Annotated in this window: 14 protein-coding genes; 9 read left to right on the top strand and 5 right to left on the bottom strand. The window is 68.7% G+C overall.

All coding sequences use genetic code 11. The features are described 5' to 3' along the window. Positions 1–11: 11 nt before the first annotated feature. Positions 12–2,285, bottom strand: a complete 2,274-nt coding sequence (locus ABZ348_RS08685) for an FdhF/YdeP family oxidoreductase (RefSeq protein WP_358930740.1) — start codon at positions 2,283–2,285, stop codon at positions 12–14. A gap of 289 nt (positions 2,286–2,574) precedes the next feature. On the opposite strand from ABZ348_RS08685, the gene polA reads away from it, so the two are divergent. Beyond that, positions 2,575–5,289: a DNA polymerase I gene (polA, locus tag ABZ348_RS08680; RefSeq protein WP_358930738.1), complete on the top strand. Its 2,715-nt coding sequence runs from the start codon at positions 2,575–2,577 to the stop codon at positions 5,287–5,289. A 121-nt stretch (positions 5,290–5,410) separates the two neighbouring features. Here the strand turns inward: polA and ABZ348_RS08675 are convergent, their stop codons facing one another. After that, entirely contained in the window at positions 5,411–6,295 is an 885-nt protein-coding gene (locus tag ABZ348_RS08675) for a DUF4184 family protein (RefSeq protein WP_358930736.1), read from the bottom strand. A 220-nt stretch (positions 6,296–6,515) separates the two neighbouring features. Here ABZ348_RS08675 and ABZ348_RS08670 point away from each other — a divergent pair, with 220 nt between their 5' ends. Then, on the top strand, positions 6,516–8,354 hold the full coding sequence (locus ABZ348_RS08670; RefSeq protein WP_358930734.1) for a lytic transglycosylase domain-containing protein: 1,839 nt from the start codon (positions 6,516–6,518) through the stop codon (positions 8,352–8,354). 98 nt (positions 8,355–8,452) lie between these two features. Here ABZ348_RS08670 and ABZ348_RS08665 read toward each other — a convergent pair whose 3' ends face one another. Together ABZ348_RS08665 and ABZ348_RS08660 are read right to left on the bottom strand one after the other, a co-directional pair. Beyond that, positions 8,453–11,152, bottom strand: coding sequence for an ATP-dependent helicase C-terminal domain-containing protein (locus ABZ348_RS08665; RefSeq protein WP_358930732.1), 2,700 nt, complete (start codon positions 11,150–11,152; stop codon positions 8,453–8,455). 119 nt (positions 11,153–11,271) lie between these two features. Beyond that, positions 11,272–12,162, bottom strand: coding sequence for a class I SAM-dependent methyltransferase (locus tag ABZ348_RS08660; RefSeq protein WP_358930730.1), 891 nt, complete (start codon positions 12,160–12,162; stop codon positions 11,272–11,274). A gap of 388 nt (positions 12,163–12,550) precedes the next feature. On the opposite strand from ABZ348_RS08660, the gene rpsA reads away from it, so the two are divergent. The 5 genes from rpsA (at position 12,551) to ABZ348_RS08635 (ending at position 16,883) form a co-directional block, all read left to right on the top strand. After that, positions 12,551–14,041: a 30S ribosomal protein S1 gene (rpsA, locus tag ABZ348_RS08655; protein WP_329017163.1), complete on the top strand. Its 1,491-nt coding sequence runs from the start codon at positions 12,551–12,553 to the stop codon at positions 14,039–14,041. A 187-nt stretch (positions 14,042–14,228) separates the two neighbouring features. Further along, positions 14,229–15,167 (top strand): PAC2 family protein, encoded by a 939-nt coding sequence (locus tag ABZ348_RS08650; RefSeq protein ID WP_358930728.1) that lies wholly within the window; start codon positions 14,229–14,231, stop codon positions 15,165–15,167. A 98-nt stretch (positions 15,168–15,265) separates the two neighbouring features. Further along, on the top strand, positions 15,266–15,868 hold the full coding sequence (gene coaE / locus ABZ348_RS08645) for a dephospho-CoA kinase (RefSeq protein ID WP_358930726.1): 603 nt from the start codon (positions 15,266–15,268) through the stop codon (positions 15,866–15,868). A gap of 97 nt (positions 15,869–15,965) precedes the next feature. Next, positions 15,966–16,355, top strand: coding sequence for a hypothetical protein (locus ABZ348_RS08640; RefSeq protein WP_358930724.1), 390 nt, complete (start codon positions 15,966–15,968; stop codon positions 16,353–16,355). Positions 16,356–16,514: 159 nt separating this feature from the next. Further along, positions 16,515–16,883 (top strand): tetratricopeptide repeat protein, encoded by a 369-nt coding sequence (locus ABZ348_RS08635; protein WP_358930722.1) that lies wholly within the window; start codon positions 16,515–16,517, stop codon positions 16,881–16,883. Between the two features lie 12 nt (positions 16,884–16,895). Here the strand turns inward: ABZ348_RS08635 and ABZ348_RS08630 are convergent, their stop codons facing one another. Further along, positions 16,896–17,201 (bottom strand): DUF6343 family protein, encoded by a 306-nt coding sequence (locus ABZ348_RS08630; protein ID WP_358930720.1) that lies wholly within the window; start codon positions 17,199–17,201, stop codon positions 16,896–16,898. Between the two features lie 369 nt (positions 17,202–17,570). Here ABZ348_RS08630 and ABZ348_RS08625 point away from each other — a divergent pair, with 369 nt between their 5' ends. Together ABZ348_RS08625 and ABZ348_RS08620 are read left to right on the top strand one after the other, a co-directional pair. Next, a complete protein-coding gene (locus ABZ348_RS08625; protein WP_358930718.1) occupies positions 17,571–18,599 on the top strand; it encodes a slipin family protein in 1,029 nt (342 codons plus the stop codon). A gap of 350 nt (positions 18,600–18,949) precedes the next feature. Further along, positions 18,950–22,339 (top strand): DEAD/DEAH box helicase, encoded by a 3,390-nt coding sequence (locus ABZ348_RS08620; RefSeq protein ID WP_358930716.1) that lies wholly within the window; start codon positions 18,950–18,952, stop codon positions 22,337–22,339. Positions 22,340–22,343: the final 4 nt, after the last annotated feature.

Below are 22,343 nucleotides of genomic sequence, written 5' to 3'. Positions count from 1 at the left end.
CGCCCCACCGCTCAGACGGGCTCGAACCGCACCACCACGGATTTGCTCGCCGGCGTATTGCTCGTGTCCGCCGTGGAATCCAGCGGTACGAGGACATTGGTCTCCGGGTAGTACGCGGCGGCACAGCCGCGTGCCGTCGGATAGTGCACCACCCGAAACCCCGGAGCCCGACGCTCCACCCCGTCCCGCCACTCACTGACGAGATCCGTGTACGCGCCGTCCGCCAACCCCAGTGCCACGGCGTCCTCCGGGTTCACCAGGACGACCCGACGGCCGCCCTTGATGCCCCGGTAGCGATCGTCCAGCCCGTAGATCGTGGTGTTGTACTGGTCGTGGGAACGCAGGGTCTGGAGCAGCAACCGCCCCTCGGGCACCTTCGGGAACTCCACCGGTGCCGCTGTGAAGTTCGCCTTCCCGGTGGCGGTCGGGAAACGGCGCTCGTCCCGCGGCCCGTGCGGCAGGGCGAAGCCGCCGGGCCGCGCGATCTTGGTGTTGAAGTCCTCGAAGCCCGGCACCACGCGGGCGATCCGGTCCCGGATCGTGCCGTAGTCCCGCTCGAAGTCCTCCCAGGGCGTCGCCGACGCCGAGCCGAGGACCGCCCGCGCCAGCCGGGCCACGATCGCCGGTTCGGAGAGCAGGTCGGGGCTCGCCGGCGGAAGGTTGCCCCGCGAGGCGTGCACCATGCCCATCGAGTCCTCGACGGTCACCACCTGCCGACCACCGGCCTGCACGTCCTTGTCGGTACGCCCCAGGGTGGGCAGGATCAGCGCCCGTCGACCCGTCACCGCGTGAGAGCGGTTGAGCTTGGTCGACACGTGCACCGTCAACCGGGCCTTGCGGATGGCCGCCTCCGTGACCTCGGTGTCCGGCGTCGCCGCCACGAAGTTGCCGCCCATCGCGAAGAACACCTTCGCCCGGCCGTCGCGCAGGGCCTCGATGGACCGGACGACGTCGAAACCGTGCTGGCGGGGCGGTGCGAAGCCGAACTCCCTCTCCAGGGCGTCGAGGAAGGCCGGTGCGGGACGCTCGAAGATCCCCATGGTCCGGTCGCCCTGCACGTTGGAGTGACCGCGCACGGGACACACACCGGCGCCGGGACGCCCTATGCTGCCGCGCAGCAACAGGAAGTTGACCACCTCGCGGATGGTCGCCACCGAGTGCTTGTGCTGGGTGAGGCCCATCGCCCAACAGACGATCGTCCGCTTCGACGCCAGCACCATCTCCAGGGCCCGCTCGATCTCGGCCCGCTCCAGGCCCGTCGCTGCCAGCGTCTCGTCCCAGTCGGCCGCCAATGCGGTGGCGCGGAACTCCTCGTACCCGTGGGTGTGCTCATCGATGAACGGCTGATCAACGGCCCCGGCACCGGCTTCCAGGATGAGTCTGTTCAACAATCGGAACAGTGCCTGGTCGCCGCCGATGCGGATCTGGAGGAAGAGGTCGTTCAGCGCCACCCCCTGGACGAGGCCGCGGGGCGTCTGCGGATTCTTGAACCGTTCCATCCCGGCCTCGGGCAGGGGGTTCACCGAGATGATGCGCGCGCCCGCCTTCTTGGCCCGCTCCAGGGCAGACAACATCCGCGGATGGTTCGTCCCGGGGTTCTGCCCCGCGACGATGATCAGATCGGCCTGATGGATGTCCTCCAGGGACACACTGCCCTTGCCGACCCCGATCGTCTCGGTGAGCGCCGAGCCGGAGGACTCGTGGCACATGTTCGAGCAGTCGGGGAGGTTGTTCGTACCGAATTCACGGGCGAACAGTTGGAACAGGAACGCGGCCTCGTTGCTCGTGCGCCCCGAGGTGTAGAACAGTGCCTCGTCGGGGGAGGACAGGGCCGTCAACTCCTCGGCGATGATCGAGAAAGCCCGCTCCCAACTCACCGCCTCGTAGCGGTCGGCACCCTCGGGGAGGTAGACGGGCTCGGTGATCCGCCCTTGTTGCCCCAGCCAGTAGCCGCTGCGCATCGCCAGGTCCGACAGCGGGTGCTCCGCGAAGAAGGCGGGGGTCACCCGGCGAAGGGTGGCCTCCTCGGCGACCGCCTTCGCCCCGTTCTCGCAGAACTCGGCCGCATGGCGCTTCTCCCCTTCGGGCCAGGCACACCCCGGACAGTCGAAACCGTCCTTCTGATTGACCTTGAGCAGCGTCTGAGCCGTGCGCCGCACACCCATCTGCTGCTGGGCGATCTTGAGCGTGTGGCCGATGGCGGACAGGCCCGCCGCCGCATGGAGCGGTGCGTCGACCTGCGGCGCGTCCTGAATCGGATCACCTGCGGGAGGCTTGCCGGCCATCGTGCTCCTCTGTGAGCGCGTTGATCTGTCGGTACGTGTCGTGCCCATCGATCCGGATGATGCCCCGCCGGACGCCACTGCCGGTCTCGACCGGCTGTGGCGTCGGGCAACGGCCGGTGAAGAGGCGGGCGCACATTTGTACGGGAAAGTCGTCCACGTTCGATCCTGCCACGCCCCACCGACAAACCCCACCGACAAAGGGGACGGCGCACCCGCAGGGACCTCGTCCGAGGGGCGCCGGACCGCCGCATGGCGGGCGATGTCAGTGGCACGTGGCAGGATCGTGTCCGTGGCTGAGACAGCGTCGAAGAAGACCCCAGACGACAACCGTCCGCGCCTGCTCCTGATGGACGGGCACTCCCTGGCGTACCGGGCGTTTTTCGCGCTCCCCGCGGAGAATTTCTCGACCGCCAGCGGTCAGACGACCAATGCCGTCTACGGCTTCGCCTCCATGCTGGCGAACACGCTGCGCGACGAAGCGCCCACGCATTTCGCCGTGGCCTTCGACGTGTCGCGCAAGACCTGGCGCTCGCAGGACTTCCCGGAGTACAAGGCGAACCGCTCGGCCACCCCGGACGAGTTCAAGGGCCAGGTCGAGCTGATCGGCGAGCTCCTCGACACGATGAACGCCGTACGGTTCGCCGTCGAGGGCTTCGAGGCCGACGACGTCATCGCCACCTTGGCCACGGAGGCCGAGGCCGCCGGCTTCGACGTGCTGATCGTCACCGGCGACCGGGACTCCTTCCAACTCGTCAGCGAGCACACCACCGTGCTCTACCCCACCAAGGGCGTCTCCGAGTTGACCCGCTTCACTCCGGCCAAGGTCGAGGAGAAGTACGGACTGACCCCCGCCCAGTACCCCGACTTCGCAGCCCTGCGCGGCGACCCCTCCGACAACCTCCCCGGCATCCCCGGCGTCGGCGAGAAGACCGCCACCAAGTGGATCAACCAGTTCGGGTCCTTCGCCGAGCTCGTCGAGCGCGCGGACGAGGTGAAGGGCAAGGTCGGACAGTCCCTGCGGGACCATCTGGAGGCCGTCAAACTCAACCGCCACCTCACCGAGCTGGTCCGGGACGTCGAGTTGTCCCGGCCCGTCGCAGAACTGGAGCGCGCCCCCTATGACAGGGAGGCGCTCAAGGGGTTCCTCGAAGTCCTGGAGATCCGCAACCCGAGCCTGCGCGAGCGGCTCCTCGCGGTCGACCCGGGCGCCGTTGCGGAAGAAGCGGCTCCGCCCGCTGCCGGCCTGGAGCTCGACGGTTCCGTCCTCGCCACCGGTGAGCTCGGCCCCTGGCTCGATCAGCACGGTGCACAGCCGCTGGGTGTGGCCCTGGTCGCCAGCTGGGCCCTCGGCGTGGGCAGCATCAGCGAAGTCGCCCTGGCTGCTGCCGACGGAAGCGCCGCATGGTTCGACCCGACCCGGCTCGACGAATCCGACGAGCAGGCGTTCACCGCCTGGAGCGCCGACGCGTCCCGCTCCAAGGTCCTGCACAATGCCAAGGACGCGCTGCGGGTCTTCCCCGAGCACGGTTGGCAGCTCGCCGGTGTCTCCATGGACACGGCCCTCGCCGCCTACTTGGTGAAGCCCGGCCGCCGGTCCTTCGCTTTGGACGCGCTGTCCATCGAGTACCTCCACCGTGAGTTGGCCCCGGCAGCCGCAACGGACGGCCAGTTGGCCTTCGGCACCGACGAGCAGGCCGAGGCCGATGCCATCATGGCCCAGGCCCGGGCGATCCTCGATCTGGGCGACGCCTTCGGGGAGAAGCTGACCGAAGTCGGCGCCACCGAACTGCTTCACGACGTCGAACTGCCCACCTCACTGCTCCTCGCCCGTATGGAGCGGTATGGCATCGCCGCCGACCGGGCCCATCTGGAAGCGATGGAGCAGTTGTTCGCCGCTGCGGTCCAGCAGGCGGTGAAGGAGGCCCACGCGGCCGTGGGCCACGAGTTCAACCTCGGTTCGCCCAAGCAGCTCCAGGAAGTCTTCTTCGGCGAGCTCAACCTGCCCAAGACCAAGAAGACCAAGACCGGCTACACCACCGACGCGGACGCCCTGGCCTGGCTCGCAGCACAGACCGAACACGAGCTGCCCGTCATCATGCTGCGCCATCGCGAGCAGGCACGACTGCGGTCCACGGTCGAGGGTCTGATCAAGACGGTCGCCGCGGACGGCCGGATCCACACGACCTTCAGCCAGACCGTCGCCGCGACCGGGCGGCTGTCCTCCACGGACCCCAACCTCCAGAACGTCCCAGTCCGTACCGATGAAGGCCGAGCCATCCGCCGCGGCTTCGTCGTCGGCGAGGGCTTCGAGTCGCTGATGACCGCCGACTACAGCCAGATCGAGCTGCGGGTCATGGCCCACCTCTCCCAGGACGAGGGGCTGCTCCAGGCGTTCACCTCCGGCGAGGACCTCCACAACACCGTGGCCTCCCAGGTGTTCAACGTGAAGACCTCCGAGGTCGACGCGGAGATGCGCCGCAAGATCAAGGCCATGTCGTACGGGCTCGCCTACGGGCTCTCCGCATTCGGCCTCTCCCAACAGCTCAACATCGAAGCTGGCGAGGCCCGGGCGCTGATGGACACCTACTTCGAGCGCTTCGGTGGGGTCCGCGACTACCTCCACCACGTCGTGGACGAGGCCCGGGCGACGGGATACACCGCCACCATGCTCGGTCGGCGCCGCTATCTGCCTGATCTCAACAGCGACAACCGCCAGCGCCGCGAGGCAGCCGAGCGCATGGCACTCAACGCACCGATCCAGGGCACCGCGGCCGATATCGTCAAGATCGCCATGCTCAAGGTCGACGGGGCGCTGCGGGAAGCAGAGCTGTCCTCACGGCTGTTGCTCCAGGTCCACGATGAAATCGTGCTGGAGATCTCGCCGGGTGAGCGGGCGGCCGTGGAGGAGATCGTGCGTCGAGAGATGTCCTCGGCGGCATCCCTGAGCGCTCCGCTGGACGTTTCGGTGGGTGTGGGAGCCGACTGGGAGTCCGCCGCCCACTGATCCGTACTGACTGATCCACAACGATGGGTGCTGCGGGCGCCGTCAGGGTTTCCCTGACTGCACCCACAGCACCCATTGGGCGTGCCGACGCCATACGCATCGGCGCCGCCCGGTGAAACGGTCAGTGTTCTCCGCCAGGACGGGAGGGTGCCCGCTCGACCGTTTCGGTGTGCGCCCGAGCTCCTGGTACGCGCATTGCTGAAGCCGATCTGGCCACCGCCGCATAGAGCAGTACGCCGATGGCCCACCCGGCGCCCGCACCGAAGCAGGCGGTCGGGATCAGATCGAGAGGGGCGAGGTCACCGTCCCACGTCTGATAGAGCACGAAGCATCGTTGGAGCGCGCCACCCAGTGCGAACGCCAGGAGCGTCAGACAGACCGCGCGACGGATGGGCCGATCCAAGGGCTGCCAGCGCGACACCGAGTGAGACGGCTCCGCGGGCGGTGGCCATTCCGACTGTCGACGCAGCGCGGACACGGCGAACGCCCCGATCACGACCAGCGCGATCGCCGACGACCCGTATTGCGCGAACTTGTGGACCCCGAAGCCGCCCCAGGTCTCACCCAGCACCGGCACCACCCTCGTGCCCCATCGGCCTTCGTGGGTGAAGGAGTCCCAGAAGATGTGTGTGGCCGCACCGATGACCGCCGACACGGCGAACCTCACGACGTACGAGGGTCCCCACCGGATCGGCGGACCGGTGAGCCAAGCGCGGCCACGGAAGTGCCAGGCCGGGGGCAACAGGGCGAGCACGGGGTCTCGAACCACCCACCAGAGGGCCACCAGGAGGGCCGTCAGGACCACATCGACGGTCAACAGCCCGATGAGTCCATGGGTGAAGTCCCCCCAGACCATGGCGTTCGGCACCACGGAGGCCGCGAAGTAGGTCACGTCCGGTGAGAAGGAACCCATCACCAGGGCCGAGGTGACCAAGGGCCCGCGGGCTGTGCCGTCCCTTCGGAGTCCCGGGAGAACCGCGGCGGCATGGCTGAGCGTGAAAGGCATGGGAGTCCTCGGTGATCGCCGAGGACGAACCCCCGACCATCGCCGTTCTGTCCGTGCGAGGTGACGAGTTTGGACACCTGGCGATGCGGAGGTGGCGAACTGGTGAATGCAGGTCAAGGCCCGGTGTTGTCGAGCCTTTAGTTGCCGTAGGGTCGCGTGAGTATTGCATTTAATCGCACTGGGGAGCGCGGGGGCGTCGCTTTCGGGAGGGAACAGACGTATGGCAGCGCACATCGGCCGACGGCTGCGCAGAGGGGCGACGAGCACCGCGGTCGCCGCCGCCGCCGTCGCGGCACTCTCCGCTTCGCAGGCACCGGGAGTCACCCCCTCGGGGACGGGTGACGGCTCGGCCCGCGGCAGTGGCCAGAGCGCGTCCGACGCAACGCCACCCCCCGGTACGCCCGTTACCGGTAACTCTCCGTATCACACGGACTTGCCGCCCCTGACGACCCCGGGGAAGCCCGGTACATCAACGGACCTTCCGGTCATCACCGGCCCCGCCGAAGCGGGCATCCCGGCCACGGTCCTCGCCGCCTACAAGCAGGCCGAGCAGACCATCGCCAGCTCGGACCCCGGCTGCAAGGTGCCCTGGCAACTCCTCGCCGCCATCGGGAAGGTGGAATCGGGCCAGGCCAGGGGCGGTCGGGTGGATGCCCAGGGCACCACGCTCGCCCCGATCCGCGGACCCGTCCTCAACGGTGTCGGCTTCGCCAACATCCCCGACTCCGACAACGGCGCACACGACGGTGACACCGTCTACGACCGCGCCGTCGGCCCGATGCAGTTCATCCCCACCACCTGGGCGACCTGGGGGCAGGACGCCAACGGTGACGGGCTCAAGGACCCCAACAACATCTATGACGCCGCCCTGGCCGCAGGCCGCTACCTCTGCGCGGGCAGCAGGGACCTGACGGTCAAGCAGGACCTGGACCAGGCCATCCTCGGCTACAACCACTCCCGGGAGTACCTCCGTACGGTCCTCTCCTGGTTCGAGTACTACAAGAACGGTACGCACGAGGTTCCCGACGGCGAAGGCGTGCTGCCCGGGTCCACCATCCCCGACAGCCCGGGAACCGAGCCGGGCTCCATACCCGGCGGGGAATCGCCCGGCATCACGCCTCCGATCACGCCGCCCAGCTCGGAGAGGCCCGGACCCAAGCCTCCCAAGGGACCGGGCACCGGGGAGGAGGAGCCGTCGACTCCGCCCTCCACGAAGCCGCCGCAGCTCCCCAATCCACCGGGGAAGCCCAATCCGAAGCCGCCGACACCGCCGGGGAAGTCGCCCGTCACCAAGATCGAAGATGCGGGCACCGGCACCTTGACCGCTGCCGCAGGGCGCGACTTCGACGAGGCGATCACCGTCCGCGTGCGCGATGCCGCCGGCCGTGGCGCCCCTGAGAAGGATGTGCGCTTCGAGATCGTCGGGACCACCGATGCCCGCTTCAGCGGTGGCAGGACCAGCGTCATCCGTACGACCGGGGCTGATGGCACCGTCGCTGCGCCGACGCTGAAGGCCGGATCGAAGACGGGACGGTTCACCGTGTGGGCCAGTGTCGTGGGACGAGAACTCAAGCCGATCTCCTTCTCCGCCGAGGTCACGGCGCCCGTGGCCGACAAGCTCTCCAGGGTCGGCGACAAGGCTCTGACGACCACTGCCGGTTCTGAGTTCGCCGAGCAGATCACTGTCAGGGCCGGCCATCAGGGCGCGAGCGCCGCCGGAGTGGCGATCACCGCCACGATGATCAAGCCCGTCGAGGGCGCCGAAGCCATCGAGAACGACAAGGGCCCCTACTTCAAGGGCGCCGACGGCAACCCCCTCCGTACCCTCTCCGGTCTCACCACCGACGCGGACGGAAGGCTCACACTTCCGAAGGTCTTCGCGGACGAGTCGACCGGCCCCTTCCTGCTGCGGCTGACCGCGGCCGGCGGGGTGAGCATCACCATCGAGCTTGAGGTGACTGCATCGCCTTCGCCGTCCCCCACCCCATCCGCTTCCTCTCCATCCCAGTCCCCCTCTGCATCCCCCTCGTCGACCTCGACCAGGACCTCCACCGGCTGACCCGGCCACCGCCCACCGCGCCGGCAGCCCCTTCGCCCCCGGTGGTGGAGGGGCTACCGGCTCCCTGTGCCCTCCATGTGCCGGGACCCGCGGCTGTTCTACGGTTCCCGCGACCCGTCCCGTGCGGACCGGGCCTTGGTGTGGCGGGTCGGTTGCGCGGTCAAGGGGTCCAAGGGCCAGGGGTGCTTGGGATACCGCCCGCGCAGTTCTGCGCGCACGGACCGGTATCCCTCCTTCCAGAAGGAGGTCAGGTCAGCAGTCACGGCAGCTGGCCTGCCCGCAGGCGAGAGCAGGTGCAGCAGCACTGGCACCCCTGCGACCGAAGGGGTCTCGCCCAACCCGAACAGCTCCTGGAGCTTCACCGCCAACACCGGCTGGCCGCCGCTGTACTCCACCCGTATGCGGGAGCCGCTCGGCACACCGATTCGTTCGGGTGCGAGCTCCTCCAGCCTGGCCGCTTCGCCGCTCGCCCACGGCATCAACCTCTGCAATGCCTCGCGCGCCGGGATGCGACCGAGGTCAGCCCGCCGTTTGGCACGGGACAACTCCGGCTCCAGCCATTCTCCGCTCCGGGCCAACAGTGCCTCGTCCGCCATGTCCGCCCAGGGGGCGCCCAACTCCCGATGGAGGAAGCCGAGCCGATGGCGCAGATCGTGGGCTTCCCTCGTCCAGCGCAGCAGTCCCAGCCCCTCCCGTTGCAGTCCGTCAACGAGCGCCGTACGGACCAGATCGGCGGGGGGATGGCGCAAGGGCCGTGCGACCAGTTCGATGGCGCCCAGCCGTCTGACGCTCCGGGCCACGACATCACCCTCGTGCCAATGGACCTCCTCGCCCTCGCTCAACAGCCGCCCGGCGGCCGACAGGGCGATGTCCTCCTCCACCACGGCTGCGAGCCGGACACGGGCCGCTGCCGCAGCCATGGGGCGATCCGCTACGGCCACTGCCAGCCAGGGCACTCCGCTCAACCCGGAACCGCCTCTGACCTCCGCTGCCGTACCCGACGCCATGAGGAAGGCACCTCCGCCCCGCGCCCTTGCGACTCTCTCGGGGAACGCGAGTGCAGTGATCAGCCCCGCCGCGGTGTCATCGCTGATGCCGGATCGCATCGACGCGTCCCCTGGGGCTGAGGCAGCATCGAGGAGCAGTCCCGTCGAACGGGGGTCGGTCGGGGCCGTCGAAGAGCTCTCGGACGCGATGGGCTTGGGAACGCTGACTTCCGAGCCCGCCGGGACTTCGGGAGCTGCCGAGTCGGACGAGGCTCTGCGAGCAACCGACTCTTCGGACAGCGACGAGGACAGCCGTCTGGTCTCGGCGCGCCACCGTGCTGCGTAACCGTCCCTGCCGTGACGTGCCGCACGCCAGGCCGCCGTGAGATCGTCCCCGTACTCACGCGGCGACTCCTCGCTGAGCAGCGCGACGATCTCCGCCGCCCGTCGTGCACCCACCGTGGGAGCGCCGTCCAGGAGGGCTCGGGCAAGGCGCGGATGCAGCCCGATGCGGGACATCCGAACGCCCCTCTCGTTGGCGCGACCGGCCGCGTCCACCGCCTCCACTCCCGTGAGCACCTCCCGGGCCGCGGCCATGGCCCCCGCCGGCGGTGCGTCGAGCAGCGCGAGACCTCCTGCCGAGGGGTCTCCCCAGCAGGAGACGCGGAGCGCGAAGGACGCCAGGTCAGCCGTCTTGATCTCGGGGGAGGGGAACCGGGGGCGTCGCAGATCGTCCGCCTCGGCCCAACAGCAGTAGACGGTGCCGACGGCTTCGCGGCCGGCTCGACCCCTTCGCTGCGTCGCCGCTGCGATCGAGACGGGAACGGTCGCCAGCGAACCGAGACCGCGAGCGTGGTCGGTGCGCGGCTCGCGTGCGAGTCCGGAATCGACGACCACGCGCACGCCCGGCACGGTCAGGCTCGACTCGGCGACCGACGTGGCGAGCACCACGCGCCGCCGGCCGGCACTGCCGCTGAGCACGGCGTCCTGCACTGCCGCGGGCGCGCGTCCGTGCAACTGGAGGACTTCTGCGTCCACCCCGTCCAACATTCCGGCGGTCCGGGCGATCTCACCCGTCCCCGGCAGAAAACACAGCACGTCACCCGGATGGCGATCGAGCGCCATCCGCACGGTGCCCGCGACATGACGCAGGAGTCCGGGGTCCACCCAGGTCCCGTGCGCCGGTCTGATGCCCGCCGGCGGAGGGGCGAAGTGCACGGTGACCCCGAATCCCGTACCCGAGCTCGATACGACCGGGGCGGGCCCGGATCCGTCCAGCGAGCCGAGCAGGTCGGCCCAGGCCGGGGTGTCTCCCGTGGCGGAGGCCGCGATGAGCTTGAGCTCCGGCCGCAGTGTTGCTCGTACGTCCACCAGGAAGGCCAGTGCCGTGTCGGCATCGAGATGGCGCTCATGGCACTCGTCGATGAGCACGACATCGACCCCGGCGAGTTCGGGATTCCGCTGGAGCCGCTGGAGCAACACACCGGTGGTGACGACCTCGACCCTGGTCGACGGACCGACGCTTCGCTGGCCGCGCACGGTGAACCCGACCGAACGCCCCGTCTCCTGCCCCAACAGCCAGGCCATCCGCTGAGCTGCCGCCCGCACCGCCATCCGTCGGGGTTCGGCGACCAGAACACGCCGTTGGGGACCCGCGCCGACCAGACCGGCGAGGACCAAGGGCACCAAGGTCGTCTTGCCGGTGCCCGGCGGCGAGTGCAGCACCGCCGTGCCGCGCTCGTCGAGAGCGGCCAGCAGGTCGGGCACGGCCTCGCGGACCGGGAGCCGGTCAAGTGCGTCGGTTCGGATCATGCGCCCAGTCTCGTACCTCGGACCGTGTCCTGCCGCGGTCCGTCCACAGGGCCGAACATTAGATCTGTTGATATGACCAATGCTTCGTCAGGGGGGTGCCGGGTGCCGGGATCATCGCGTCAGTCCCGTTCGCAGACGAAGATCGCCGTCCCCGGGATCAGGCTGCCCCGCAGCGGTGACCACCCTCCCCACTCCTGGGCGTTCCAGGCGGGCCATTCCGGTTCCACCAGGTCCAGCAGGCGAAAACCGCCGGCGACCACGTCCCGCACCCGGTCCCCGATCGTCCGGTGGTGCTCCACGTAGACCGCACGTCCCTGCTCGTCCTGTTCCACATAGGGGGTGCGGTCAAAGTAGGAGGCGCTGATGCTGAGCCCCTCGGGCCCCGGTTCGTCCGGGAAGGCCCAGCGGATCGGGTGCGTGACCGAGAAGACCCAGCGGCCACCGGGCCGCAGGACCCTGCGTACCTCGGAGAACACCCGCACCGGGTCGGCGACGAAGGGCACCGCTCCGTACGCGGAACACGCCAGGTCGAACGAACCGTCGTGGAAGGGCAGTGCCCCTGCGTCGGCCTGGACCAGCGCGGGGGCTACGCCTGACGCATCCGCCGTCTCCGCCTCGATGCGCAGCGCGTGCTGGAGCTGTCGGTGGGACAGGTCCAAGGCCACGGGATGCGCACCACGGGCGGCCAGCCAGCGCGAGCACTGCGCCGCGCCGGCCCCGATCTCCAGCACGTCGAGACCCTTCAGCTCCTCCGCGGGACCGAGCAGGCCGGCCTCGGCCTCGTCGAGCCCTTCCGGACCCCACACGAAGCGGTCGTCCCCGAGGAAGGAACCGTGCTCGCTCTGGTACTCGTCGGCGTTGCGGTCCCACCAGCTCCGACTGGCCCGACTGCTCTCCGTGGCGTCCGCGACACGCCTGGTCGCCTCGGGTTCGAGCTCATGGGCAGGCGCGGGTTCACGGAGAGCCCCGGGGCGTGCGGATTCCGTAGGGTCTTGAGGATGCTGGATCATCTTCACCGTCGTTGTGGTTTGCGTTCGGCGGACCGATGACGGCCATCGTGGCCTCTGCAAACATTAGTTGTGCCGGGTATGCGGTGATCCGCCCCGGGTGTGCGCCTTCGCGCATTGACCGGCTCCGGCTGCCCCCGTATGCTACAAGTTGCGCTGCGGGCCTGCGTGCCTCAGACAGAGCAGGCCGCGCTCGCATCTGTATGTATGTCCCCTCGGTTCACGAGGCGCCTCCATGCGGGTCGTCTTCGAAGTCTCCATGACTTCGCGGACGCTCAGACACTCATGGGATAGGCGTTTCCTAAGCTGTCCGGCTTCTTGCAGCTGCGATACGGGCTCACGGCGTAGCAGTACCTACGACTTCAATGTCCGCACCGGAGCCCTTTCCCACATGACGAGCAGCACCGAGACCACCGCCACTCCGCAGGTAGCGGTCAACGACATCGGTAACGAGGAAGCCTTCCTCGCCGCGATCGACGAGACGATCAAGTACTTCAACGACGGCGACATCGTCGACGGCGTCATCGTGAAGGTCGACCGGGACGAGGTCCTGCTCGACATCGGTTACAAGACCGAAGGTGTGATCCCGAGCCGCGAGCTCTCGATCAAGCACGATGTTGACCCCAATGAGGTCGTCAAGGTCGGCGACGAGATCGAGGCCCTTGTTCTCCAGAAGGAGGACAAGGAAGGCCGCCTGATCCTCTCGAAGAAGCGCGCCCAGTACGAGCGTGCCTGGGGCACCATCGAGAAGATCAAGGAAGAAGACGGGATCGTCACCGGTACCGTCATCGAGGTCGTCAAGGGTGGTCTCATCCTCGACATCGGCCTCCGTGGCTTCCTCCCGGCCTCCCTGGTCGAGATGCGTCGCGTCCGCGACCTCCAGCCGTACGTTGGCAAGGAGCTTGAGGCCAAGATCATCGAGCTGGACAAGAACCGCAACAACGTGGTCCTGTCCCGCCGTGCCTGGCTTGAGCAGACCCAGTCCGAGGTTCGCCAGACGTTCCTCACCACCCTCCAGAAGGGGCAGGTCCGCTCCGGCGTCGTGTCCTCGATCGTCAACTTCGGTGCCTTCGTGGACCTGGGTGGCGTCGACGGTCTGGTCCACGTCTCCGAGCTCTCCTGGAAGCACATCGACCACCCCTCCGAGGTTGTCGAGGTCGGCCAGGAAGTCACCGTCGAGGTTCTCGACGTCGACATGGACCGCGAGCGCGTCTCCCTGTCGCTCAAGGCGACGCAGGAAGACCCGTGGCAGCAGTTCGCCCGTACGCACCAGATCGGCCAGGTCGTTCCCGGCAAGGTCACCAAGCTGGTTCCGTTCGGTGCGTTCGTGCGCGTCGACGAGGGCATCGAGGGCCTGGTCCACATCTCCGAGCTGGCCGAGCGCCACGTGGAGATCCCGGAGCAGGTCGTCCAGGTCAACGACGAGATCTTCGTCAAGGTCATCGACATCGACCTTGAGCGCCGTCGCATCAGCCTCTCGCTGAAGCAGGCCAACGAGTCCTTCGGTGCTGACCCGGCCTCGGTCGAGTTCGACCCGACGCTGTACGGCATGGCCGCGTCGTACGACGACCAGGGCAACTACATCTACCCCGAGGGCTTCGACCCGGAGACCAACGACTGGCTGCCGGAGTTCGACACGCAGCGCGAGGCGTGGGAGACCCAGTACGCCGAGGCGCAGCAGCGCTTCGAGCAGCACCAGGCTCAGGTCATCAAGTCCCGCGAGGCCGACGAGGCCGCTGCTGCCGAGGGTGGCACCGCCGCTCCGGCCGCCGCGCCCGCCAGCGGTTCCTACTCCTCGGAGTCGGACGACAACTCCGGCGCCCTGGCGTCGGACGAGGCGCTCGCCGCCCTGCGTGAGAAGCTGGCCGGAGGCCAGAGCTGACGCTCGGCACCTGCTGAGGGATAGCTGAACAGCGAGGCCCGCTCCTTCCGGAGCGGGCCTCGTCGTATGTGAACTCCCCGCTCCCTCTCGAATTCCGCTCCTGCGACGGAGTGTTCGCGCCCTGAGCGGGGAATGCCCGTGCCAGACCGTGTGTTCTTGTCTACGGAGACGAGGAGGAGCGGTAACCGTGCTTGATCCCCAGGGATTGTACGAATGGGAGCCCAAAGGCCTCGCGGTCGTCGATATGGCGCTCGCGCAGGAGTCGGCGGGTCTGGTCATGCTGTACCACTTCGACGGATACATCGATGCGGGGGAGACGGGCGACCAGATCGTCGGCAACATCCTCGACTCGCTGCCGCACCAGGTCGTGGCTCGCTTCGATCACGACAAGCTGGTGGACTACCGGGCCCGGCGCCCGCTGCTGACCTTCCGCCGCGATCGGTGGACCGCATACGAGACTCCCACCATCGAGGTGAATCTCGTCCAGGACGCCACGGGGGCGCCGTTCCTCCTGCTCTCCGGACCCGAGCCCGACGTGGAGTGGGAGCGGTTCGCTGCAGCTGTCGCCCAGATCGTCGAGCGCCTCGGAGTGCGGCTGTCGGTCAACTTCCACGGCATCCCCATGGGCGTACCGCACACCCGCCCGGTCGGTCTCACGCCGCACGGTAACCGCACAGATCTGATGCCCGGCCACCGCAGCCCCTTCGACGAGGCCCAGGTTCCGGGCAGCGCGGAGTCCCTCATCGAGTTCCGGCTGATGGAAGCCGGTCAGGACGTACTGGGCGTGGCCGCGCACGTACCGCACTACGTGGCCCGCTCCTCGTATCCGGATGCGGCGCTGACCGCACTCGAAGCGATCACCGCGGCCACCGGGCTCGTGCTGCCGGGTGTCGCCCACACCCTGCGCACCGAAGCCCATCGCACCCAGAACGAGATCGAGCGCCAGATCGGCGAGGGCGACGAAGAACTCGTCGGCTTGGTCCAGGGCCTTGAGCACCAGTACGACGCCATGGCGGGCGCCGAGACCCGAGGCAATCTGGTGGCCGAGCCCGTGGACCTGCCGTCCGCGGACGAGATCGGGTTGGAATTCGAGCGCTTCCTCGCGGAGCGCGAGGGCGACGGCTAGCCGCACGCGCTCGGCCCCGGTGGCTCGGCCACCGGGGCCGAGCGGGCTCACCGGGGTCGTTGTACCGCCCCGTTTCTCCAGGGGCTAGGCTGCTGGCCATGCTGTCCGTGGGCCTGACCGGTGGAATCGGCGCCGGCAAGAGTGAAGTCTCCCGACTGCTGACCTCCTACGGGGCGGTGTTGATCGATGCCGATCGCATCGCTCGTGAGGTGGTCGAACCCGGAACTCCCGGCCTCGCTGCCATCGTCGAGACCTTCGGCCCGGGCGTGCTGGGCGCCGATGGTGCATTGGACCGACCGAAGCTCGGATCGATCGTCTTCGCCGACGCCGAGCGACTCGCCGCCCTCAACGCCATCGTGCATCCCCTGGTCAGGGCACGCTCGCACGAGTTGGAGGAGGCTGCAGCTCCCGATGCGGTGGTGGTGCACGACGTTCCCCTCCTCACCGAGAACGGACTGGCTCCGCTGTACGACCTGGTCATCGTCGTGGATGCCACGGCCGAGACCCAGTTGAAGCGGTTGGTCCAAGGACGTGGAATGACCGATTCTGAGGCACGTGCGCGCATGGCGGCGCAGGCCACCCGCGAGGAGAGGCGTGCCATCGCCGATCTAGTGATCGACAACGACGGGCCCTTGTCGGCCCTGGAGCCCCAAGTGCGTGCCGTGTGGGACGAACTGGAGGAGCGCGCCGCCCGACGCTAGGGCTTGCGTCAGACCGGTGTGATTTTTCCGCCGCTCCGCGTCAGGTCTGCGTCAACCCGTCTTGGCGAGTCGCCCCCATCTGCCTAACCTCGGCGATGTGGAGCCCATCTTCGCCGTCTTCACGGCCATGGCAGGACTCGTGGTGGTGCTAGCCGGGGCGCACGGTCTGCGCCACACCCGCCGTATCGTCGGCTCCTGTTACTTCGCCCTCGCGCTGGTCAAGCCGCCACCGCGCGGTGCCCTCCGTCCCTTGCTGGCCTACGAGACGCTGGACGGCAGGGTCGTCGAGATCGTATCTCCCGTGGTGCTCGATGCGGCGACCGACAGCGTCAGGCTCTGGTACGACCCGACCGATCCCCACGACGTGGTCATTGACGGGTACCAGCGCAGAGGACTCGACCGGGCGCTCATCGCCGCGGGAGTCGTGTTGCTGGCCATCGGCCTGGGGCTTGCCGCTGCCGTCCTGATCCATGCCGTGGCCGGCTGACCAGGGGCTCGTCCACGCTCCGGCGTCTCGGGAGCCGTGAAGGGCGACTTCGGGCGTCATGCGCTTTCGTCCAGCGCGACTCCACCGCTGCTGGCGATCATCGGAATACCGCCAAGGGTCGTGGTGTTGGAACCGGTCAGTCATGGGAAGGATGTTGCCGTGCCCAACAGCAACCCGGATACACACGTCATCGACTTCCGCGCAGCTGAGCAGCTGCTCGCGGCGAGGGATCCGCGTGGCGCCGTGAAGCTCCTGGACTCGGTCATCGCCGCCCATCCCGAGAACACCGCCGCTCGGCTGCTGCGTGCTCGCGCGTTCTTCGCCGCGGCCCAGTTGCGGGCTGCCGAGCTCGAATTCGAGCTGGTGCTGGAACGCGAACCCGACAATGCCTTCGCGCACTTCGCCCTGGCGCGTACGTTCGAGCGCTCGGGCCGTCCCGAGCAGGCCAGACGGCACTTTCGATTGGCTGCCGCGCTCGATCCCAAGCCGGAGTACTTGAAGGCCGCCCGCTTCGACGCACAGGGCTGACGTCCGGGTCGTCTAGGGGCGGGGCCGTGGGCGCGCCTGCGGTCGCGGCTTCGGGTGGCCTTCTCCATGGACGGGTTCGTACGGGGGCACGTCCTTGCCCGGCTGGTAGTGCGGGCCCTGATGGATGTGGTGGACGATCATGCTTAGGTCGATCGTCACGATCACCAGGAGCGCTCCGAAGGCCGCGGTCCAACCGGGATGCCCCGTCAGGCCGAAGGCGACCGCACCCGCGGCGGACCAGAGGAATCCCCATACGCTCAGCCAGAACCGTGCCCGCAGCGCGCTGCGGGCGGTGAGCGGTTCACTGCCGGTGCGCATGGCTCATACATCTCCTCCTCCAGGATGCACCCATTTCTCGTCTCTTCGTCCGGTCTGAAAGGGCGGCTTGAATCTGTGGTTGCGAGGGCGTTCGTCCGCGGAATTCCTCGCACATGGAGGATCTCCTCGGCGTTCGTCCGTCCGACCGAGAGCGGCGCGCAGGTACGCGATCGGCTCGCCCTCGGCGACGAGTCGACCGCTGTCCGTAGCTCTCCGCTGCGGGTCTGTGCGTCCTGTAGGAGTCGGCCGCTGAAAGGGCGGTGGCCGCGCTGTCATGGGTATCCAGCACCTAGGAAGATTTTCGCTTTATCGGGCACATCGGGCATATCGTGAACAGTGGGCGTAGCTCGGACGGAAGGGGGTGCCCTGATGGTCGAGGAACTGGTGATAGCGGCGGTGGCCATCGCATCCGCTCTGGTGCTTTACACGATGGCGGCGGCGCGCGTGGTCAAGCAGTACGAGCGGGGCGTGGTGTTCCGCCTGGGGCGACTGCGAGGTGGGATTAAGGGGCCCGGATTCACCATGATCGTTCCGGCCATGGATCGGCTGCGGAAGGTCAACATGCAGGTGGTGACCCTGCCGGTACCCGCACAGGAGGGCATCACCCGCGACAACGTCACGGTTCGTGTTGACGCCGTCGTCTACTTCCGAGTCGTCGATCCCGCGAACGCCATCGTCGAGGTCGAGGACTACCGCTTCGCGGTCTCCCAGATGGCCCAGACCTCCCTGCGGTCGATCATCGGCAAGAGCGATCTGGATGATCTCCTCTCCAACCGGGAGAAGCTCAACCAGGGGCTTGAACTGATGATCGACAGCCCTGCGATGGGCTGGGGCGTGCAGATCGACCGGGTCGAGATCAAGGATGTGTCCCTGCCCGAGGCCATGAAGCGGTCCATGGCGCGACAGGCAGAGGCGGACCGTGAACGCCGTGCGCGGGTGATCAACGCGGATGCCGAGCTCCAGGCATCGAAGAAATTGGCAGCGGCGGCGGGCGTGATGTCGAAGGAGCCGGCGGCCCTCCAGTTGCGTCTGCTGCAGACGGTGGTCGCCGTGGCCGCGGAGAAGAACTCCACGCTGGTGCTCCCCTTCCCGGTCGAACTGCTCCGCTTCCTGGAGCGGGCCCAACAGCCACAACCGTCGCAGATGGAGCGGCAGCTCCCGTCGGGCAGCGGCCCGGGGGACCAATCTGAATCCCTTGTTGATCACGAGGGCGACGCCTCCGAGGACACGCCGCCCATGGTCTCCGACACCTTCGAAGACACGCCGCCGACAGCCACGAAGGGCCGTCAGGCGCGGCACCCCGATGGCACCCGCGAGACCCCACGGGCCACTACCGGTGGGGTGCGCCCCATGGCGTCGGCGGCTTCACGAGGAGGGGACCGGCCGCCGGCCGCATGAGCGCCGTCGAGGATCACGGACTCCCGTCCGTGCCGCCCGTTCCCTGCACGGGCGACACGGACGGGGCGATGCGGGAGAGGTCGGGGGCAGTGCGGCCTGCGGGTCGAAGAGGTACGTGCGGCGGGACCGCCCTCTCCTGGCAGTGTGCTTCTCCTACGCGGCCGGGTCGGTTGCGGCGCCGGGACCGTGTTCTCGGGGTCAGCGAATCGACGTATCACTTCGAACCTCCGCGGAACCGGTCTGAGCTGCTGGTATGCAGTGGCTCAGCGGCAATGTCAGACCCCACCCGTATGGTCGTGGTCAGTGATGAATCAGCGCCAAGACACCACATCGGTGGAGGGGGGTGACCCATGCAGCTTCCTACGAAGGTTCCGACGACGGAGCGCGCGCATCCGTCCGACTCCGAGGACCCCGCGGCGTTCTGCGCAGCCGTCTTCCTTCCGGCGGAGCTCCCGCGCGAGGGCAAGGTCGCCTTCTGGTCCCCCGAGGGGCACCGGCTGGAAGGGGCATCCGACGAGATCGCCGTCGTGTTGCCGGCCGCCGAGTCCGCCGAAGGCCTCCCGAACGATGATCGACGCCCTTCCGTTCGAACCGTCCCTGCCGTGGTCCTGCCGGTGGTCGATGCGCTACCCCTGCTGGTCCGCGCCCGCTCGCACCCGTCCGCACATCCCGCCGCCGCTTGCTGGGGAGCAGCAGCCCTGCACGCGCTGCACCTCGTCGCAAGTGGCAAGTTCCTCCCCGGTCTGACGCCGGCCGATCACGACGCATGGCGAGCAGGGCCGCTCGACGCCCATGACATCGCCCAGTTGCGGGCGATCGCCGCCGCCATGCCCTACGAGGCGTACGCGACACCGGCAGTCACCCACGCGGACACCGCCCTGCCCGAGCCCGAGGCGCTGATCAGAGCGTTCTTCGATGCGACGGCCGACGCCCTGCCACGGACTCCCGCCGCAGCCTGGGCGGTGGGCGCCCCCTTCGCAGCCCAGGTGCCGCAGTGGCTGCCCCACACCCGTGCCTGGGCGGCGGAGGCCGCCCAGGGGATGGACGCCGGCGTACGGGTGTCGCTCCGACTCGACCTCTCCTCCTTCGAGCTGTTCGACACGGCAGCAGAGGGGGAAGAGCAGCGCAAGGGTGCCGCGGCGGCCGTCGTCCAGGTGCACAGCCTCGCCGACCCCACCCTCGTGGTGGATGCCGATCGGCTCTGGGCGGGCGGCGGATCCCCACAGTTCGGGCCGAGGGCCGAGATCGATGCCGTTCTCGCCGTGCGTCGGGCGGCGAGGGTCTGGCCGCCCCTCGCCCGGCTGCTGGAACGCGACGTGCCCGATGTGCTGACCCTTGAGGAGGACGAGCTCTACGAACTGCTCGGTCCCGGCGCTCAGAAACTCGCCGCTGCCGGGGTGGTCGTGCACTGGCCCCGAGAGTTGGCGCGCTCGCTGTCGGCCACCGCCGTCGTGCGACCGGCTCCGGGATCGGCCACGGACGGCACCCCCTTCTTCGACAGTGCGCAACTCCTCTCGTTCAACTGGCAACTCGCCCTGGACGGAGATCCGCTCACCGATCATGAGATGGACCTCCTCGCCGAGGCGCACCGTCCGATGGTCCGGTTGAGGGACCGGTGGGTGGTGATCGATCCGGACCTCGTACGGAAGGCGCGCAAACGCGAGTTGGGGCTGTTGGAGCCCATCGACGCGTTGGTCGTGGCGCTCACCGGGACCGCCGAGGTGGACGGCGAGTCCGTGGCGGCCGTACCCACCGGGACCTTGGCAGCCCTGCGTGACCGACTCGGTACCGGTCCCGCACCCGTGGCGCCGCCCGCGGGCCTCGCAGCGACCTTGCGTGACTACCAACAGCGGGGGCTGGCCTGGTTGGACCTGATGACATCCCTCGGGCTCGGCGGCTGCCTCGCCGACGACATGGGCCTCGGCAAGACCGTGACGCTCATCGCACTCCATCTGCATCGCAACCGGACCGAGCCGACGCTGGTCGTATGCCCCGCTTCGCTCCTCGGCAACTGGCAGCGCGAGATCGCCCGCTTCGCCCCCGGTATCCCGGTCCGTCGCTTTCACGGTGCCGGTCGCACGCTGGACGGCGTGGCAGGCGGATTCGTTTTGACCACCTACGGCACGATGCGCTCCAGCGCCGAACAACTCGCCTCGCATCCTTGGTCGATGGTGGTCGCCGACGAGGCACAGCACGTCAAGAACCCCTTCTCGGCGACCGCCAAGGCGCTCCGCACCATTCCTGCACCCGCCCGGGTCGCGCTCACCGGCACTCCGGTGGAGAACAACCTCTCCGAGCTCTGGGCACTGCTGGACTGGACCACCCCGGGGCTCCTCGGACCGCTGAAGGCATTCCGGGCACGGCACGCCAGATTGGTGGAGCTCGGCGAGGACGACGAGGCGGCCGAGCGGCTGTCCCGACTGGTTCGACCCTTCCTCCTGCGCCGGAAGAAGTCGGATCCCGGCATCGTTCCCGAACTTCCCCCCAAGACCGAGTCGGACCACCCCGTCGCCCTCACCCGGGAACAGGTTTCGCTCTACGAGGCCGTGGTGCGCGAGGCCATGGCCACGATCGGCGGTGCCGAGGGGATCGGGCGTCGTGGGCTGGTGATGAAACTGCTCACCGATCTCAAGCAGATCTGCAACCACCCCGCTCAGTTCCTGAAGGAGTACGAGGGGGTGAAGGGCCGGGGCACCCACCTGGCGCATGAGAGGCGCGCGCTGCTCGGGAAGACCTCCGCAGACATGATGAGCCCCGCAGGGCCCAGCCTGGCTGCCGTACCGGACGGCGCCCTCCCGGTGCGCCCACGGCCGGCTGCCGGAGCGCTGGGGACGCTGAGCCCGGTGGGTTCGGGGGCATCAGCTGGCGAGGGCTCATCAGCCCTTGCCCCGTCCGCCCGGGTACCGGGCCGCCCTTCGGGCCCGGGTGCCTCCCCCTCGGACGTCGATGCATCGGAGGTTGATGCATCGGACGTCGCGGACCCGTCGGAGGTCGCGGATCCCGGACGGCGCCGGGCCCTGCGCTCCGTCGTCGAACAGGTGGGAGATCCGCAGTTCACCGCGGGTGGCCCTGCGGGCGTCGATGCCCTGGAAGATCCGCTACACAGGCCCCCGCTCGACACCTCCGGGGAGCGAGGGCGCACAGGAGGGTCGGTCCACGGTGTCACGGACCAGGGAAGCGACCGCACGGGGAGGACGGTCAGGCTCGCCGGGCGTTCCGGAAAGCTCGCCCTCCTCGACGAGTTGCTGGAAGTGATCCTGGCCGAAGGCGATTCGGTGCTGGTGTTCACCCAGTACGTCACGATGGCCAGGTTGATCGACCGACACCTGTCGTCCCGTGGTATCGCAACCCAACTCCTGCACGGCGGAACGCCCGTAGCGGAGCGCGAGAGGATGGTCGACCGCTTCCAGTCGGGGGACGTGCCCGTGTTCCTCCTCTCCCTCAAGGCCGCCGGCACCGGCCTCAACCTCACGCGCGCGGCACACGTCGTCCACTTCGACCGCTGGTGGAATCCCGCGGTCGAGGAACAAGCCACCGATCGCGCCTACCGCATCGGTCAGACACAGCCCGTACAGGTCCATCGGCTGATCGCCGAGGGCACGGTCGAGGACCGCATCGCGACCATGCTCGCCGACAAGAGGGCCCTGGCGGACGCCGTCCTCGGCTCGGGAGAGGCTGCGCTGACCGAGCTGACCGATCGCGAGTTGTCGGATCTCGTCTCCCTGCGGAGGCCCGCATGAACCC

This window comes from Streptomyces sp. NPDC005963, assembly GCF_040638655.1.
Classification (GTDB): Bacteria; Actinomycetota; Actinomycetes; order Streptomycetales; family Streptomycetaceae; genus Streptomyces.
This window is presented reverse-complemented; position numbering and strand designations above follow the sequence as displayed.

What these genes read in the sequence shown, in the direction of transcription:
- ABZ348_RS08685 (WP_358930740.1), bottom strand. Translation starts at nt 2,285, where the DNA reads ATGGCCGGCAAGCCTCCCGCAGGTGATCCGATTCAGGACGCGCCGCAG.
- ABZ348_RS08675 (WP_358930736.1), bottom strand. Translation starts at nt 6,295, where the DNA reads ATGCCTTTCACGCTCAGCCATGCCGCCGCGGTTCTCCCGGGACTCCGA.
- ABZ348_RS08670 (WP_358930734.1), top strand. Translation starts at nt 6,516, where the DNA reads ATGGCAGCGCACATCGGCCGACGGCTGCGCAGAGGGGCGACGAGCACC.
- ABZ348_RS08665 (WP_358930732.1), bottom strand. Translation starts at nt 11,152, where the DNA reads ATGATCCGAACCGACGCACTTGACCGGCTCCCGGTCCGCGAGGCCGTG.
- ABZ348_RS08660 (WP_358930730.1), bottom strand. Translation starts at nt 12,162, where the DNA reads ATGATCCAGCATCCTCAAGACCCTACGGAATCCGCACGCCCCGGGGCT.
- rpsA (WP_329017163.1), top strand. Translation starts at nt 12,551, where the DNA reads ATGACGAGCAGCACCGAGACCACCGCCACTCCGCAGGTAGCGGTCAAC.
- coaE (WP_358930726.1), top strand. Translation starts at nt 15,266, where the DNA reads ATGCTGTCCGTGGGCCTGACCGGTGGAATCGGCGCCGGCAAGAGTGAA.
- ABZ348_RS08630 (WP_358930720.1), bottom strand. Translation starts at nt 17,201, where the DNA reads ATGCGCACCGGCAGTGAACCGCTCACCGCCCGCAGCGCGCTGCGGGCA.
- ABZ348_RS08625 (WP_358930718.1), top strand. Translation starts at nt 17,571, where the DNA reads ATGGTCGAGGAACTGGTGATAGCGGCGGTGGCCATCGCATCCGCTCTG.
- ABZ348_RS08620 (WP_358930716.1), top strand. Translation starts at nt 18,950, where the DNA reads ATGCAGCTTCCTACGAAGGTTCCGACGACGGAGCGCGCGCATCCGTCC.